Genomic DNA, 17,467 nt, shown 5'->3' with positions numbered 1-17,467 from the left:
AAATCTCGTTGGTATGAATATAAATCTATCTAATTATCAAAATTTATTAACAATTACGCTTTGCAACTCATCATGATTATGTGATTATTAAGATAGTATTCAAACGAAGGAGATATTTGATGGGAAAGAGCATTTATATAGTGTGTGTAAGTGTAATGTTACTAGTTCTAACGAGTTGTACAATGCAATCATTTACAGGTAACCATTTTAAGTTGGATGATTCTAATAAATTAACTTCATTTAGTGCACAAAAAGGAGATGTGTACTATGTTGATTATTCATTTGTTGTCAATAAAGGTAGAGTAGATTTAACTATTTATAATAAGAAAACAGGTGATATCGTTTTTACAACTTCAATAAAAAAGAAGGCAAAATTCCAAGGTTCCTTTGATATACAAAAAAACGGTACATATGTCGTCCAAATGGATGGATATAACGCTTCTGGTGAATATAAATTTAAGCTTTATGATGAAGCGATGGGAAAAAAGGTAAAAGAGAAATCAACAATTGAACAGATGGATGAGATGTTGTTAACAAATACAAAAAACCACGATTATGAAATAGAGAGATGGAAGGATAAAAAAAATACTTATTACAATGTAACTTTCAAAACAGATTACCCAGGAGTTGAATTGTGTACGTTTGATGGAATAAAAAATGAAAATAGTGGATTAATAGCAGGTAATGATGATCGCCAGGACGATCTTGTTGCACTACCTACTCTAATTGATATTTGGAAGAGTGCAAAAACAATGATCCATTTTCATATACCAAATGAAAAAACAATAGGTGGAATGGTAATATGCTATATTCCTGTTGAAAAAGATGGGGAAACGCTTAGTGAGGAAATCAAATATGATCGAATCCTATTTCATAAATAAAGATAATGGAATGCACCTTTTAGGTGTGTTTTTTTATTTGTTCCTATTTAAATATCTTCATCGGAGTTAGGTCTTAACTAAAATAGATATTAATTGCCAACAGAGACAGTCTGGTGGTTTTTTATTATTAAGAATTACTCAACTTACTTTTTTAATGAATAATATTATTAAAATATTACGAATAGATCTATCTTCAGATGAAATGAAAATTATGTCTTTTTAAAAAAATATCTGTTTAATAAAGAAAGAATATACAGAAATTTCAAAATAATACAGATAAATCCCGCAATTTTTAATCAAAAAATATTACAAAAAAATACAAAAATCTCATTCACTTTAAAATTAATAATTGATTAATATTTTCCTAAATTAAGTTTGTTTTTTAAGGTTTGTTAGTGTTCAGACCTTAACAAATGGTTTTGTATGATTAGTTTTTGTCGTCCTTGTAGTAAGTTTAGAATTTAGAAAATGCCTTTTTGTTCATAAATTGTTTTTTAGGGAATTTACAAATAATGGAATTCTTGTCGTAAAATGACACTTTTCTCATCAGGAATTCCCCCAATACACAAAGATAAATTGTCTTATTATAATAATAATTGTAAGATTTTTCAGAAAAGTACAAAAAAAGGAGAAGGCAGATGAGGAAGAAAAAGAACAAAAAATTTGTCAGTGCAATGACTGTTGGGGTAATGACTACTAGTTTACTATCAACTAGTATAATCCCAGGGCACAAAATATTCGCTGTGACGAACTCTACAGGTTCAAATGTTAGCATTAAGGATATTGATAGTTATTTAAAATATTTATCCAATGCCGATCGCGAAATGATTCACAGCATGCAGGAGAATAATTATTCTGAAGGGTTAAAAATCTCGCCTGAGGTAGATTTACATGTAGATACTCCATTAAATGTAATTGTTCAGTTTAAACAAGCTCCATCTGAAGTTGATTTTAAAATCAAACAAAATAGCGGCCTTAAAGCCTCCATTAAAGAATCTAGGGATAAAGTATTGGAATCCCATAATAATTTTAGAGCACAATTAAATGGAAATGCAAAACTAAAATCTATTGGTATTAAAAGAGAATACAAAAATGTCTTCAATGGTGTGGCAATGACCGTACCTGCTAATAAAGTAAAAGAAATATTAACATTAGAATCGGTAAGTGCAGTTTACGAAGATAGGCAAATATCGGTCGAACCATATGTTGAACAAATTGGGGAACCAATTAACAATTCATCAATAAAATTAAATAATATAGAGCAAATCGGTGCTAATAAGTTACACAAAGAAGGAATTACTGGAAAGGGCATTAAAGTAGGTGTCGTTGATACTGGTATTGATTACACTCATCCTGACTTAAAAGATGTTTATAAAGGTGGATATGACTTAGTTAACAACGACTCTGATCCAATGGAATCAAGCTATGAAGATTGGAAAAAATCTGGACAATCAGAATTAAATCCAACCTCTGGTGAACCGTGGTATACCGCACATGGAACGCATGTATCAGGAATTATTGCAGGAACAGGTAATAATGAATCAGATTTCGCCATTACGGGTGTAGCTCCTGAAGTTGAACTTTATGGGTATAAAGTTCTTGGACCTTATGGTACTGGATCGACAAAGACGATACTTGCAGGAATCGAAAAAGCGGTAGAAGATAAGATGGATGTTATTAATTTATCTTTAGGTGCACCTATTGCCAACCCGCTAGATCCATTGGCAGTTGCGATAAATAATGCTACTTTAGCTGGAACAGTTTGTGTATTAGCTGCAGGAAATGCAGGACCTAACCAATATACGATTGGTAGCCCAGCTTCATCGGCACTTGGTATTACAGTTGGAGCGAGCAGTTCGCCTATTACGATCCAAACTAGTAATGCAGTCGCAACTTCAGCTACTGAAACAGCTAAATTGGATAATATGAGAATGATGGGTTCAGATTATACTAATCTAAATAATTTAAAGGGAACTAATCTACCAATAGTTTTTGTAGGTAAGGGACAAGTTGCAGATTACAACGGTAAAAACGTGAAGGATAAGATTGCACTTATCGAGCGAGGCGTTTTAACTTTAAATGAAAAAATTAAAAATGCAAAGGCAAACGGTGCCAAGGCAGTTATTATGTTCAATAATATCGCTGGTGAAATTTATATTCCTTATTATTTCGGAAATAATTTCGACTTTATCCCAACCTTTAGTATTCCAAATGATCAAGGTACACAACTTGTAAATATGTTAGCTAAAGGCAACGTAAATTTAACGATGAATGATTTTGGTTCTTTTGATACAGAAGGAGATAAATTGGCTGACTTTAGTTCAAAAGGACCAGCAAGAAGATATTATGATATAAAGCCCGAGGTCACCGCACCAGGAGTGGCAGTTTTTTCTTCAATCCCTGCCTATTACAATGGAGTATCCCATAAGGATGACTACGAACATGCGTATGCTCGATTTGATGGTACATCGATGGCTGCGCCCCATGTTGCGGGTTCGGCTGCCTTAATTTTACAAGCTCATCCCGACTATACGCCTGAGCAAGTTAAGTTAGCCTTAATGAATACAGCAGATCCTTTAAATGGAGCCTATAGTGTATTTGAAGAAGGATCAGGAAGAATTGACACAGATGAGGCCGTACACTCATCAATTCGTATTGGTGTGAAGGATAAAGCCCCAACGCTTGATGAAAATGGAATAAAAATGATGATCCCTGAGACAGCTGGTGACTTAAGCTATGGAGCAATTATATCAACAGATGAAGATTATACAGACAAAAAGACGATTGAACTGACGAACAGTTCAAACAAGGATAAAGTATTTAATGTAAAGGTTCATTTTAATAATATTGACAGTTATGATAAAGACGCAAAAATAAATGGTATTACACTAGATGTACCATCTAAAGTTATAGCTAAAGCTCATGAACTATCAAAAATTAAACCAAAGCTAACTGTTCCAAAGTCAGCCGAATTAGGATTATACGAAGGCTACATCATATTTACGAATAAAGAAGATCAAAATGAAGTCTATCAAATACCATTTGGCTTAAATAAAATGGAAGAAGGAATAAAAGAAGTTTTATTAACAACAAAAGCATTTAATACAAGAAGAGATTTGCCATTCCCAATCTCTGGATCTACTGGAATTGCATTCTCTCTAAACAGTCGCATGGAGTCAATCAATGTCATATTAAAAAATGCAGATACTGGTAAAGAGTTAGGAATCATTGACTCCTTCGGTGGGGGATATAATGAAGGAATGACATATGGTTTAGAAGCTGGATTTAATGGACTTTACTTCCCATTTACAGGAAATCCTAAACAACCAGTACATATTACTAGAGCCCTTGCATCTCCAGGAAGATACGAGATTGAAATTGTAGGAACAAACGAAAAAGGGAACATATTTAAAAAGTCAGAACAAGTCGTAATAGATAACACACTACCAACAATGAAAATGAATACACCAGGTGGAGTTTACGAAGTTGATGAAAATGGTCTCAAAATTAGCGGAAATATTTCAGATGCAAGTATTGATCAAATAAATAAAAATGGTAATATTCTTGATCAATCCCAAAATAAAGTTAAAGTAACAGGTGCACAAAACCCAATTGGGAATGTACCATTAGTCGTTGACAGTAAAGGGAATTTTGAATACACAAGAAAAATCCAAGCAGAGAAAAATTTCTCAACAATGACACTATTAGGGCAAGATATTGCTACAAACGGTATACAAAATCACCCTAGTCAAACATACACATTGGTCAAAAAAGGACAACCTTATATTAAATTAACGACTGACAAGTATGATGCAAAATACGGAGATACTGTAAAAGTGACATTAAGTGAATATAATATCAAAAATCTAATGGGTGGTGAATATACACTTACTTATCCAAAAGATGTATTTGAATACCAAAGCATAGAATTGACTAGCGAATATGTAAATGTAGCAAAGGAATTAGGTTTAACAGCTAATCTAACAGCACAAGATCAAAAAACTGATACATCAAACAATTGGCTTAAATTAACGACAATCTTAGATGGACCTACTCCTTCAACTGGAATTAATGCAAATATGCCTATAGCGACCATTACGTTTAAAGTTAAAGATAAACCAAGTATATATACAAAATGGATTCAACAATTTGGATTTCAAACTGCTAAAGCTAACATATTAGGTCAACCGCAAATGACAATCAACAATAAATTTGGACAAGGTGTTAATATTATTCCGTCCTACTCAATTCTAGAAGGTGGATTCCTCCCAGATGGATTTATTCCAAGTAATTTAATATGGTTAGATCCAAATAAGGATTATTCTAAAGTAGATGCAGAAGTATATGTCATTGGTGGCAAAGACGGAAAACGTTATGATGCAACGATCAACAGTGCAGCTAGATTCTCAGTATCTAATCTTCCATTAATCGATCAATCATATGAAATCGTAATCAAAATACCTGGGCATTTCGAAAGACATGTAAAGGTTGATGAAATGGTAGATTCATATGACGCGTTGAATTCAGGGAAATTAAAATATTTCTACTACGCTACAATAAGAGGTGGAGACGTAAATCAAGATAATGTAATTGATTTATTAGATGTAATTTATATCGAAACATACTTAGGAACAAATAAACGAAGTGCAGATATCAATTTCGACGGAAAAGTTGACGAGAAAGATCTTGATTATGTAAAGAGAAACTATTTAATGGTAAATCCTGATTTTTCGGGAAATATCAAACCAGTTACAAAATATAAAGGTAAAACGATTGAAGATTATATTAAACCATTGGGTTAATTGTTTTTAGTTGTTTTTGGCCACTAGGTGTTTTTACGCTGGTGGTTTTTTTGTGGTTGAGAGTAAGAGGGGAAGGAGCAGATGAGAAAACTTAAGTTACAAGTGGGGATGAGTAAGGAAACAAGGATAAGAATAAGTGAGTTCTTAACTAATGAAGGGTCTTGAGTAAGAAAACTTGTGAAAAAAAGAGAGTTCATAGGATAGATCCTCATCAGAAAGCCGACTCCTGACATTAAGACTTTGATAAATTCTTAAATTATTTGATACATTTCGTTCTTTTAGATTTTTCATATTCCACATCCTTTCAATCTATTATTACATATGAACTAACATATTAATTTGAAGATTTAATGACTTTTTTACTTTCGCAGTTAGAAAAGGGCAGTAGAAAAAAGATAGCTGGTCCTTTACTTAAAACATTTTAGACTTATTTCATACAAATTTTACACTTTTTTAAGATTTATATGATATAGTTCACTTAATTTCTAAAGAAATCTTGAAAGTGCAGTTTACGAATGTATTTTACATGCTAAGAATGAAGAATGATCTGATTTAAATACTTAATCTAAGTGAGTGAAAGAAATGTCAATAAGAATGAGGTTTTTGCTGTCTTATATTGGGGTGATTTTGTTTTCAGTCACTTTATTATTGGCAGCAGGTTTTTTAATTATTTTTGCTATAACAGGAGATGTCAAGTCAGTTGAGAATCTTTACAAAAAGACTTATGTACAAAAACCTTTGACTACAGTTGAAGAAAGTATGTTTCTTGATTTGAAGCTTCTTGCTAAACATAATCCTAATCAATTACTTAATAAGCAAGAGATTAAAAGGATAGAGCATAAAAATATCGATATTGTTGTTCGAAAAGGAAAAAATGTTGAGTATGCTTCTCAAACGCTTGATAAAAAAAAGTTGGAGCAAGTGCTTCCTGGATTTGAGGAAACGAATATTAATACTCGTGATACGATAAAAATAGATGATTTATTTTTTACTTATGTTAAATTTGATTTTTATTTTCCAGATCAAAACCAAGGGAGTATTTTCGTTTTAAAGAAGGCAAGTTCTTATACAGAGGTCATACGTAATTTGTTTCCGATATTACTAGGTTTATTGTTAGTTTTATTTATCATAATTATTGGAATGTTAAATTATTTAGTTTCACGAAGTATTATTAAACCAATTTCATTGCTTAAAAAAGGTGCTGAAAAAATTAAAATTGGGGATTTAAATTTTGTAATTGATACGAATTCAAGTGATGAGATAGGCGAGTTAAATAAAGCATTTGAAGAGATGAGATTAAAACTAAAAGAATCTATAAATCTCCAGATTCAATACGAGGAAAATCGAAAAGAGCTTTTATCGAATATTTCACATGATTTGAAAACACCAATTACTTCTATTATTGGATATGTGGAAGGGATCAAAGATGGCGTAGCAAATACTCCTGAGAAAATGGAGAAATATTTATCGACAGTCTATTCGAAAGCAAAGGATATGGATGCATTGATTGATGAGCTATTCTTATTTTCCAAGCTGGATCTAAAAAAAGAACCATTTCATTTTGAAACGATCGAGATTAATAAATATATAGGAAACTACGTAGAGGAAATTTATTTGGATTTACTGCAACAAGGAATCGAAATACAATTCAGTCATTTGAATAAGTCACTTGATGTGACAGCGGATCGAGAGAAATTGAAAAGAGTATTGTCAAATTTAATAAGTAATTGTGTGAAATATATGAACAAAGGGCAAAAGAAAATTTCTATTTCACTACATGAACAAGTGAATGAATTAATTGTACAAGTAACAGATAATGGACAAGGTATTGATCCTGTAGCATTACCATTTATTTTTGAACGTTTTTATCGTGCAGAACAATCTAGAAATTCTCAAACTGGCGGTAGCGGTTTAGGGCTTGCCATCGCAAAACAAATTATTGAAGAGCACAGCGGAAAAATCTGGGCTTCAAGCGAGTTTGGTAAAGGGACGAGTATATTCTTTTCCTTAAAGAAAGGTGAGAAAAAGTGAAAGAAATATTATTGATTGAGGATGATATAAGCATTGCAGAATTGCAAAGAGATTACTTAGAAATAAATGATTTTCGTGTAGATATTCAGCATAATGGAGATGAAGGCCTAAAGCATGCACTAAAAGGAAATTATGATTTAATCATTTTGGATATTATGCTTCCAGGAAAAAATGGTTTTGAAATTTGTAAAGAATTACGCGCTGTAAAAAACATACCTATACTGTTTGTATCTGCTAAGAAAGAAGATATTGATAAAATTAGAGGTCTAGGTTTAGGTGCGGATGATTACATTACGAAACCTTTTAGTCCAAGTGAACTAGTTGCTAGAGTAAAAGCACATTTATCACGATATGAAAGACTAGCAGGAAACAATACCGTTTCAAAAACAATTTTTGTTCATGGGATTTCAATTGATCGTACAGCTCGTAAAATTTTTATAAACGAAGGAGAAGTGCCATTTACGACAAAGGAATTTGATTTGATGGTGTTTTTTGTAATGAACCCTAACCAAGTATTAAGTAAAGAACAACTTTATGAAAAGGTTTGGGGACTTGAGTCAGCAGCAGACGTTTCAACTGTAACTGTCCATATTAGTAGATTACGTGAAAAAATAGAAAGAGACCCTGCAAACCCAAAATTCTTGGAAACGGTTTGGGGAGCAGGATATCGATTTAATGTATAATGAACAGTTTAAAACCGCCACTAAGTGACGGTTTTATTTATTTTGCACTGTAAAGCAAATTTTATTATCAGTAAATTACAGGGGAATATGATCATTGTCGGCAGGTAATTTTTATTGAAGTATAAAGCAGATTAGCTGAATAAGTAAATTAGAAAATAGAAGTAGATTTTATTTAATAGATTGAATTTGTTATAGTGAGTCTTATAGTTAAACAACAATTGATTAATTGGGAGTCTGAAGATGAGAAATAAAAAAAGAAATAGAGACGGCTTTTTTAAAGATACCCTATTTGAGTTAATATTTGAAGTGGTTTGGAACATTTTAATGTTTATACCAAGACTTATCATTCGATTAATAGGGAACATTTGGTGAGGTAGTTAATCAAAATAGAGCTAATGAGTGCGATTGCAAATAAGTGCAGTCGTCTTTTTACAAATAAGACAGCATTGCAGTAAAAAATGAACTGTAAAAAGGATAAGTTTGTGAATAAATGTAATTAAACTAAAGCAAAAGTTGGTTAAACAAAATGACATCCCAAAATTTAGTAGTGAATTTACAGTTTCAGTCTCAATAATGAACTAGAGGATGATAGAAGAATAGCGATATTCGTGTGTGAGAGAGAATAAATAATTGCTTGTTGGCTAACGCATTGCTGTAGTTGAACAACCTTATAGTTGCTTCGGTAGCTTTTTTTACTCAAGTAAATGGCAATAAGGTTCAATTGTGATAGTACTATTTTAAGATTTATAGAATATTTATAAACGATAATATTAAATGGGTTCTATATAAAATAGGGAGATCGCTTATTTAAACGCGAAAAGATTCAAATGATGAAATATAAAAATTGTTAAGGAACGATTAGAGCCATGTAATAGAGTGTATTCGATGATGTAAAGCATTGTATAAATAAAAAGTAAATGTGTAAAGTATGAAATGTAAACTCGATTAAGGTTGTAATGTTACGGAACTTTTGTGAGGGGGAATTATCATTGGATATAACAAATGGTTTAATTATCCTTGGATTCATTTTTGTTGCTTTAATACTTCTAGTTTTAATAATAGGTACATTATATTTGTTTTTTATAGATCGTAGACAGAAGCAGCATCCGATACTCCGTAATTACCCAGTAATAGGACGAGTAAGGTACTTTTTAGAAACTATTGGACCGGAGTTGCGTCAGTATTTATTTAACAATGACTTAGAAGGTAAGCCTTTTTCTAGAGATGAATATGAGCATATTGTCAAAAAAGCAAAATATAAACGTGATGTCCTTGGGTTTGGGTCTAAAAGAGATTTTGAAGAAAAAGGATATTATATTAGAAATTCTATGTTCCCTAAATTGTCAGAAGAATTAAAAATGGACCAACAAATAAATGTAACAACAAACCGATATTTATTGATAAAAGAGCCTTTATTTACACAGAAGGAGGAACGATTAGAAAAAGACGATTCACTTGCATATTTGTTGGATGATAGTGATGCAATTGTGATCGGTAAAAACACGAGGTATCCTTTTATTGTAAAAGGTCAAATTGGAATGTCCGCTATGAGCTATGGCTCTTTAGGTGAAAATGCAATTACTGCACTTTCAGAGGGCTTAGCAATTGCGAAGGGGACATGGATGAATACAGGTGAGGGTGGTTTGTCTGAATACCATTTAAAGGGTGGTGTTGATATTATCATGCAAATTGGCCCAGGTTTATTTGGGGTTAGAGATAAAGAGGGGAATTTTAATTGGGATGCCTTGAAAGAAAAAAGTAAAATTCCTGAAGTGAAGGCTTTTGAACTAAAACTAGCTCAAGGCGCTAAAACACGTGGTGGGCATATTGATGGGGAAAAGGTAACAGAGGAAATTGCAAGAATCAGAATGGTAGAGCCCTATAAATCTATTGATAGTCCTAATCGTTTTCGAGAGTTTCAGGACTTTCCTTCTTTGTTTGACTTTATAGAAAAAATCCGAGAAGAAACAGGAAAACCAGTTGGAATGAAAGTGGTTATTGGAAGTGGTCATGAAGCTGATGAATTAGCAAAACATATAAAAAGCACTGGGAAAGGCCCTGACTTTATTACTGTAGACGGTGGTGAAGGGGGAACTGGTGCCACATACCAGGAACTGGCGGATAGTGTAGGGTTGCCAATTAAATCTGCATTGCCATTAATGGATTATGCTTTAAGAAAATATGGCTTACGTGATCAAGTTAAATTGATTGCTTCAGGAAAATTATTTTCGCCAGATCGAGTAGCTGTTGCATTAGCAATGGGGGCTGACCTTGTTAATATCGCGAGAGGATTTATGATTACGATTGGTTGTATTCAAGCATTAAAATGCCATTCCAATGCATGTCCGGTCGGTGTAGCCACAACAGATCCTGATTTACAAAAAGCCCTTGTCATTGATGAAAAAAAATATCGAACAGCGAATTATCTAATTTCAATGCGTGAAGGTTTATTTCGGATAGCTGCCGCAGCCGGTTTGGATTCCCCCGTCCACTTTCAAAGTGAACATGTCGTTTATAAAGATGAAAAAGGGAAAGTGTGGTCACTGAAGGAAATTTATCAATCAATGGTAGAAAAAGTAGATTAATAATAGTAACTTTATCATTTAATTTAATTTAATTTAATTGCAAAGTTGATATCTTCATATTGAAAGAACAAATTCGATAGTTGAACAAAAAAGACTACCTCGTGTAGTCTTTTTGTGCGACGATTAGTAGCATAGGGTGCTGACCTAGTCGGCACCCTTCAACTATCTCTATATGTGTACTCCAGGTTCAAATGATAAAGTTTGGTCCACTCCATTTATTGTGGTCGGGACTCCAAATGGGACTCCGTAATTTGGGGAACAGTGACCAATCGGAAATCCGCTTAGAACTGGCAATCCAAGTGGGACAATATGATCATACACAATTTCCGCTATTGTAAGGGACTCTTGACGTTTTTGAGGTCCGCAATCTTTAAAGTCTCCAAAGATTACCCCTTTACAGTCTTCAAACTTCCTTGCCAATCGCAATTGATTAATCATGCGATCAATACGGTATGGTTCTTCTTGAATGTCTTCAATAAATAAAATCTTTCCTCTTGTGTCCACCTCATAGGGTGTACCGATTGTGCTTGCTAAAACCGTTAGATTCCCGCCAGTCATCGGGGCAGTGACAGAGTGTGAAAATACAGGGTATGTATTTTTTTCAGAAGCAGTGAAGGTGAAACTAAGAGGTTCTAATAATTGCTTAAAAGAAGCTATTGTCTCTGGTGGAACAGTACAAGCGCCGCACTCTTGCATCATGGGCCCATGGAACGTCACCAAGTTTGCTTTTTGCAAAAAAGCAATATGCAGGGCTGTTATGTCACTGTAGCCCCAAAAAATCTTAGGGTTGTTTTTGATGAGTTCAAAGTCAATGTCTTGTAGCAATCTTCCGCTTCCATATCCTCCAGTTGCGCACAGCACTGCCTTTACTTCAGGGTTTGAGAAGGCTTCATGTAAGTCCGACACTCTGTTTGCATCATTTCCCGCAAGATAGCCACGCTTTTCTGTCATCCCTTTTCCGAAAAGAACATGTAGGCCTGCTTGTTCTAATATTAACTTCATCTTCATCACATTCTCTATATTTGGCGGACTTGATGGGGCAACAATCATCACTGTATCCCCTATTTTTAATGCATTTGGTTTTTGCATATTTCTCCCTCCTATTAGTATAGCACCTTATATATATTCTATATTTATCAGCAATTTCCTCATCTCACTTAGTTATTAAGAAATAATATTTATTTTAGGAGGGGATTATCTGTACGAAAGAGAATTTAACAATTCAAAATATGCAAGGGAGATGTTTAAGTGAAATCATTAGAAAATGTAGAATTTAAAACAGAGATTTCAAAAGAAAGGCTAGTGCAATGGAGAAGACACCTGCATAAATATCCAGAGCTTTCTTTTCAAGAGGAAAAAACCTCTCAATTTGTATTTGATACATTGCAATCATTTGGAAATTTGGAGCTCTCACGTCCGACTGAATATAGCGTGATGGCTAGACTAGTTGGTGGAAAGCCGGGTAAAACGCTGGCAATTCGTGCCGATATGGATGCCTTACCGATTGTCGAAGAAAACAGCTTTGAGTTTGCCTCAACAGTCCCTGGCGTGATGCACGCCTGTGGCCATGATGGGCACACCGCTATTTTACTTGGGGCGGCTGAAATTTTGGCAAAGCATAAAAATGAAATTAGTGGAGAAATCCGTTTCTTGTTTCAACATGCCGAGGAACAATTTCCAGGTGGAGGGGAGGAAATGGTAGAAGCGGGAGTAATGAATGGGGTTGATTTCGTAATTGGCTTACACCTCATGTCCGGTTTGGAAGTCGGGAAAATCGGAATCGTATACGGACCGATGATGGCAGCACCTGATGCGTTCCATATTACGATCAAAGGAAAAGGTGGACATGCGGCCCATCCTGATGATACTGTGGACAGTATTGCAATCGGAGCGCAAATAATAACGAATTTGCAGCATATTGTTTCGCGAGCAACCAATGCATTTGCGCAAAGGGTACTGTCAGTTACTCAATTTCATGCAGGAACAGCTGATAATATCATTCCTGATACTGCTGAAATAGTTGGTACAGTACGCTGCTTTGACGAAAAATTACGACAAGACGCAAAAGTCCGAATTGAACAAATCGTAAAAGGTATTTGCGAGGCCCATGGAGCAAGCTATTCCTGTCATTACCGATATGGATACAGACCGGTAATTAATCATGATGCAGTCACGAAAATAATGGAACAAACAGCAATTGAGGTATACGGAAATGATTCAGTTGTGTATATAAATCCGTCAATGGGCGGAGAAGATTTTTCTGCATTTTTACAAAAAGCGGACGGCTGCTTCTTTAAAATTGGTTCTGGAGCAGAGGTAAGTGAAAGTACATTTCCACATCATCATCCTAGGTTTACTATTGATGAAGATGCCCTTGTTATTGGCGTTAACATGTTCCTACATGCTGCATGTAATCTTTTAAATAATGAATAGTGACGTAACGATTTTTCTTGGAACAGATTGTGGAGAAATCCACGTCGTTCATGTTTATGTTCGATAAATTGAAAATATAAAGAGGTAATACGTTCTATTTACAGAATATTATAATAATTAAGTGTACAATTTGGATGTAAGGAGGATGATTTTATTGAATCAACAAACCAAACGTTTAACCGCTTTACTTCTTGTCATGGGTACAGCACTTGCAGGATGTGCAACCCAAAAAGAAAAGACTACATCAGTCGAGGGCTTAGGTAAGCCACATGTAAAACAAGTGCTGCATTTAGTTGAAACATCTGAGCTTTCATCAATGGATTCCTCCCTTGTGGAAGACTCTACAACTCTCAGTGTGCTAAATAATGTGATGGAGGGGTTATTCAGACAAGGAAAAGACAGTCAGCCAGTGCCTGGAATTGCAAAATCTTATACGGTAAGCAAAGATAGAAAGACTTATCTATTTAAACTGAGAGATGCAAAATGGTCTAACGGCGACAAAGTGACAGCGCATGATTTTGAATATGGCTGGAAACGTACATTAGATCCGGAAACTGCTTCACAATATGCTTACATCATGTATGATGTCAAAAACGCAAAGAAGATAAATGAAAAGCAACTCCCTGTAGAGCAATTGGGAGTAAAGGCAATCGATGATTATACGTTAGAAGTACAACTTGATAATCCTGTGCCGTATTTTCTGAGTTTGACCACACTTGCCCCGTTCATGCCGCAAAATGAAAAAGTTGTAGAGGAGCAAGGTAAGAATTACGGAATGGAAGCAAACTCAGTCGTTTATGACGGCCCGTTCAAAATGAGTGAATGGAAGCATGAACAAAGCTTTAAACTTGTGAAAAACTCTGGATATTGGGATAAGAATACAGTTAAGCTTGATGAAATCAATTTTAATATTGCGAAGGATAATTCCACAGCAATCAATTTATATCAGACCGGAGCAATTGATAGGGTAAGTCTAACAGCTGAATTTGTGGACAAGTATAAAAGCGATAAAGAATTTAAAACAGCGCAAGAAGGAAGACTTATTTATTTAAAGCTAAATAACCAAAATCCTATTTTAAAAAATGTGAATGCACGTAGAGCAATTGATATGGGCTACAACAAAAAAGAAATTACAGACGTACTCTTAAATAATGGGTCAACACCAGCGTACTACTTTGTTGCTAAAAATTTGGCATTTGGTCCGGATGGGGAAGATTTCGACGATACAACAGGTGATTTCAATAAAACGAATATTACAAAGGCAAAGGAATATTGGGAGAAGGCTAAACAGGAGCTTGGAAAACAAAGTATCGCTTTAGAACTTCTGATTACAGAAGACGATAATAATAAAAAGATTTCCCAATTTTTGAAGTTTGAACTTGAAAAAAACCTACCTGGATTAACAGTGAACATTAAAATGCAACCTGCTCAACCTAAATTTGCGCTAGAAGATAACCTACAATACGATATCTCTCTTGCAGGATGGGGACCGGATTATCCGGATCCGATGACGTTTTTGGATAAATGGGTGACAAACAATAACATTGCGTATTCAAATCCGAAATATGATGAATTGATCACAAAAGCAAAAACGACTCTCCTACAAGATCCAAAATTACGATGGGAGGCTTTAGCAGAAGCTGAAGAGCAATTGCTTGGAAAGGATGCAGCCATTTCTCCTATGTATCAGAATGGTGTGGCTTATTTAGAGAAATCTTATGTGAAAAACGTCTACAATCACCCATATGGGGTGAAAAATTCCTACAAATGGGCGTACATAAAAAAATAAATGGCTTGTTGAAATCTGAAAGGTATATAAAAAATTAATTCTTAAAAAGAAAATAGAACAAACAGATGCTGTAGCTACATTAGTTTTCGTAGACTGTCCAATTGGACAGTCTATCTTTTTGTTCAAAAAACAACATTTTAATTAACAAAGCTCATCTATAAAGATATATTATAGAAAATTTTATACTTTTTTAAGAATTTGTTTAGAAGGAGTTTTAATTTAAGGTTTAATATAGGTTTCAGACGAACGAAGGTCTAAATTATGGAAAAAGATTGGAGTGAAATTTCCCAGGAATAAATTGATGTTTTTTCATGATGGTATGTAATTGAAAAAGGAGGACACTGTACTTTATGTGGAGGTTTTTTGCGGTAGTATTAGGCTGCATACTTTTACTACAAGGATGTTCCTTATTTGAAAAAGGGGGAAAATCAGTGAAAGAACGACTATTTCAAGCAACAAAGCTAGGAGAAACAGATACTGTCATAAAACTGATTGAAGATGGTGTGAATCTTAATGCTCAAGACTCAACTGGACGAACTGCTTTGATGATTGCAACTTACAATAATGATGTCAAAACGGCAAAAGTACTAATTGACGCTGGAGCAGATGTTAATATTCAAGATCACATGAAAAACAGTCCCTTTTTATATGCTGGTGCAGAAGGCTTTATAGATATTTTAAAACTTACAATTAAAGCTGGAGCTGACCCATCAATTACGAATCGGTATGGTGGTACTGCATTGATTCCCGCTTCAGAACATGGGTATGTAAATGTTGTCAAAGAACTTCTTACATATACCGATATTGATGTTAATCATGTCAATAATCTTGGATGGACGGCTCTATTAGAAGCAATCGTTTTAAACAATGGGAATCAAATTCAACAGCAAACAGTACAAATCCTAATTGATCACGGAGCAGACGTTAATTTAACTGATAATGAAAATGTCACACCTTTACAACATGCACGTGAAAAGGGATTTAAAGAGATCGAAGCCATTTTATTAAAAGCTGGAGCAAAATAACCAAAGTTTATTAGACTCATTAAATACGAGAATTTAGTATAAGGAGAAGAATAAAATGAACAAAAAAACAAAAACAATTTCATCTGTACTACTTGGAGTCACATTAGTATTAACTGGTTGCAATACGGCAGCCAATGCACAAGTTGAACATCACAACAAAAAGCAAGAAAGTGCATATAAAGCACCTAAAAAAGTAAAAAAATTAACTAAAGGACAAGTAATGTCAACTATTTTAAGTAGCACAGATTGGCAAGGAACAAGAGTGTATGATAAAAATCATCATGATTTAACAAAAGAAAACGCGAATTTTATAGGGCTTGCTAAATATGATACGAAATCTGGTAGATATGAATTTTTTGATGCTAAAACGGGACAAAGTCGAGGAGATAAAGGTACATTTTTTATTACAAATGATGGTAAAAAGAGAATTCTTATTTCAGAATCTATGAATTATCAAGCTGTTGTCGATATGATCAAATTAAATAAAAATATTTTTACTTATAAGAGAATGGGAAAAGATGCAAAAGGTAACGATGTAGAAGTATTCGTAGAACATGTTCCTTATAAAGGAAAAAAGCTGGCCTTTACTGATCCAGATAAGCAATTGAATTCTACAACAGGTGATATTGTAAAAAATATTGATGGAGATAAAATTTTAGGTAAAACACTTTGGAATGGTACAAAAGTCCTTGATGAACAAGGAAATGATGTAACTAAATATAATTCAAATTTTATAAGTCTTGCAAAATTTGATGAAAAAACAAATAAATATGAGTTTTTCAATCTTGCAACAGGAATTAGCCGTGGTGACTATGGTTATTTTGATATTGCACACGAAAATAAAATTAAAGCACATGTTTCGATTGGAACTAATAAGTATGGGGCTGTACTTGAGCTGACTGAACTTAATAAAAATAAATTTACTTATAAAAGAACGGGTAAAGACAAAGATGGAAAGGATATAACAATATTTGTAGAACATGAACCTTACAAAGGTGAATTTAAACCATTGTTTAGTTTCTAAAAATAAATAATTCAAAAGAATGGGTGCCCAAAAGTCAAAGTACTTTTTGAGCACTTTTTTTAGTTTGTTAGCACGGAAGTCGAACACTTTGTGAACTTCGCTTAAATAATTATGAAACTGGCTCAATTAATGCTGAAACTGGCTCAATTAAAGCTGAAACCGGCTTAAATAGTGCTGAAACCAGCTAAATTTAATGTTGGATTCCGCTTAGATA

Annotated in this window: 10 protein-coding genes; 9 read left to right on the top strand and 1 reads right to left on the bottom strand. The window is 33.9% G+C overall.

Going from position 1 to position 17,467, the window contains the following annotated elements; translation table 11 throughout:
• Nucleotides 1-119 precede the first annotated feature (119 nt).
• From COC46_RS07170 to COC46_RS07150, 5 genes are all read left to right on the top strand, one after another.
• Nucleotides 120-881, top strand: a complete 762-nt coding sequence (locus COC46_RS07170) for a hypothetical protein (protein WP_098809056.1) — start codon at nt 120-122, stop codon at nt 879-881.
• 638 nt (nt 882-1,519) lie between these two features.
• Nucleotides 1,520-5,683, top strand: coding sequence for a S8 family serine peptidase (locus tag COC46_RS23010; RefSeq protein ID WP_098809055.1), 4,164 nt, complete (start codon nt 1,520-1,522; stop codon nt 5,681-5,683).
• A gap of 582 nt (nt 5,684-6,265) precedes the next feature.
• Nucleotides 6,266-7,714: a sensor histidine kinase gene (locus COC46_RS07160; RefSeq protein WP_098809054.1), complete on the top strand. Its 1,449-nt coding sequence runs from the start codon at nt 6,266-6,268 to the stop codon at nt 7,712-7,714.
• Nucleotides 7,711-8,397 carry a response regulator transcription factor gene (locus COC46_RS07155; protein WP_098809053.1) on the top strand — a complete coding sequence of 229 codons (687 nt, stop codon included), beginning with the start codon at nt 7,711-7,713 and terminating at the stop codon, nt 8,395-8,397. The genes COC46_RS07160 and COC46_RS07155 overlap by 4 nt, the downstream gene beginning before the upstream one ends.
• A 989-nt stretch (nt 8,398-9,386) precedes the next feature.
• A complete protein-coding gene (locus tag COC46_RS07150) occupies nt 9,387-10,982 on the top strand; it encodes an FMN-binding glutamate synthase family protein (RefSeq protein ID WP_098809052.1) in 1,596 nt (531 codons plus the stop codon).
• Between the two features lie 168 nt (nt 10,983-11,150).
• Here COC46_RS07150 and COC46_RS07145 read toward each other — a convergent pair whose 3' ends face one another.
• Entirely contained in the window at nt 11,151-12,071 is a 921-nt protein-coding gene (locus COC46_RS07145) for a S66 peptidase family protein (RefSeq protein ID WP_098809051.1), read from the bottom strand.
• A 159-nt stretch (nt 12,072-12,230) separates the two neighbouring features.
• On the opposite strand from COC46_RS07145, the gene COC46_RS07140 reads away from it, so the two are divergent.
• From COC46_RS07140 to COC46_RS07125, 4 genes are all read left to right on the top strand, one after another.
• A complete protein-coding gene (locus COC46_RS07140; RefSeq protein WP_098809050.1) occupies nt 12,231-13,415 on the top strand; it encodes an amidohydrolase in 1,185 nt (394 codons plus the stop codon).
• Between the two features lie 154 nt (nt 13,416-13,569).
• Nucleotides 13,570-15,204 carry a peptide ABC transporter substrate-binding protein gene (locus tag COC46_RS07135; RefSeq protein ID WP_255294842.1) on the top strand — a complete coding sequence of 545 codons (1,635 nt, stop codon included), beginning with the start codon at nt 13,570-13,572 and terminating at the stop codon, nt 15,202-15,204.
• Between the two features lie 350 nt (nt 15,205-15,554).
• Nucleotides 15,555-16,229 (top strand): ankyrin repeat domain-containing protein, encoded by a 675-nt coding sequence (locus tag COC46_RS07130; protein WP_098809048.1) that lies wholly within the window; start codon nt 15,555-15,557, stop codon nt 16,227-16,229.
• A gap of 55 nt (nt 16,230-16,284) precedes the next feature.
• Nucleotides 16,285-17,253: a DUF4822 domain-containing protein gene (locus COC46_RS07125; protein WP_098809047.1), complete on the top strand. Its 969-nt coding sequence runs from the start codon at nt 16,285-16,287 to the stop codon at nt 17,251-17,253.
• Nucleotides 17,254-17,467: the final 214 nt, after the last annotated feature.

The sequence above is a fragment of the Bacillus sp. AFS041924 genome, from assembly GCF_002577195.1.
GTDB lineage: Bacteria > Bacillota > Bacilli > Bacillales > Bacillaceae_G > Gottfriedia.
Note: the sequence above shows the minus strand (reverse complement) of the source record. Positions and strands in the feature narration are given on the sequence as shown.

Excerpts from the sequence above, each read along its gene's own strand:
- COC46_RS07125 (WP_098809047.1), top strand. The coding sequence starts at position 16,285 with ATGAACAAAAAAACAAAAACAATTTCATCTGTACTACTTGGAGTCACA.
- COC46_RS07145 (WP_098809051.1), bottom strand. The coding sequence starts at position 12,071 with ATGCAAAAACCAAATGCATTAAAAATAGGGGATACAGTGATGATTGTT.
- COC46_RS07130 (WP_098809048.1), top strand. The coding sequence starts at position 15,555 with ATGTGGAGGTTTTTTGCGGTAGTATTAGGCTGCATACTTTTACTACAA.
- COC46_RS23010 (WP_098809055.1), top strand. The coding sequence starts at position 1,520 with ATGAGGAAGAAAAAGAACAAAAAATTTGTCAGTGCAATGACTGTTGGG.
- COC46_RS07170 (WP_098809056.1), top strand. The coding sequence starts at position 120 with ATGGGAAAGAGCATTTATATAGTGTGTGTAAGTGTAATGTTACTAGTT.
- COC46_RS07160 (WP_098809054.1), top strand. The coding sequence starts at position 6,266 with ATGTCAATAAGAATGAGGTTTTTGCTGTCTTATATTGGGGTGATTTTG.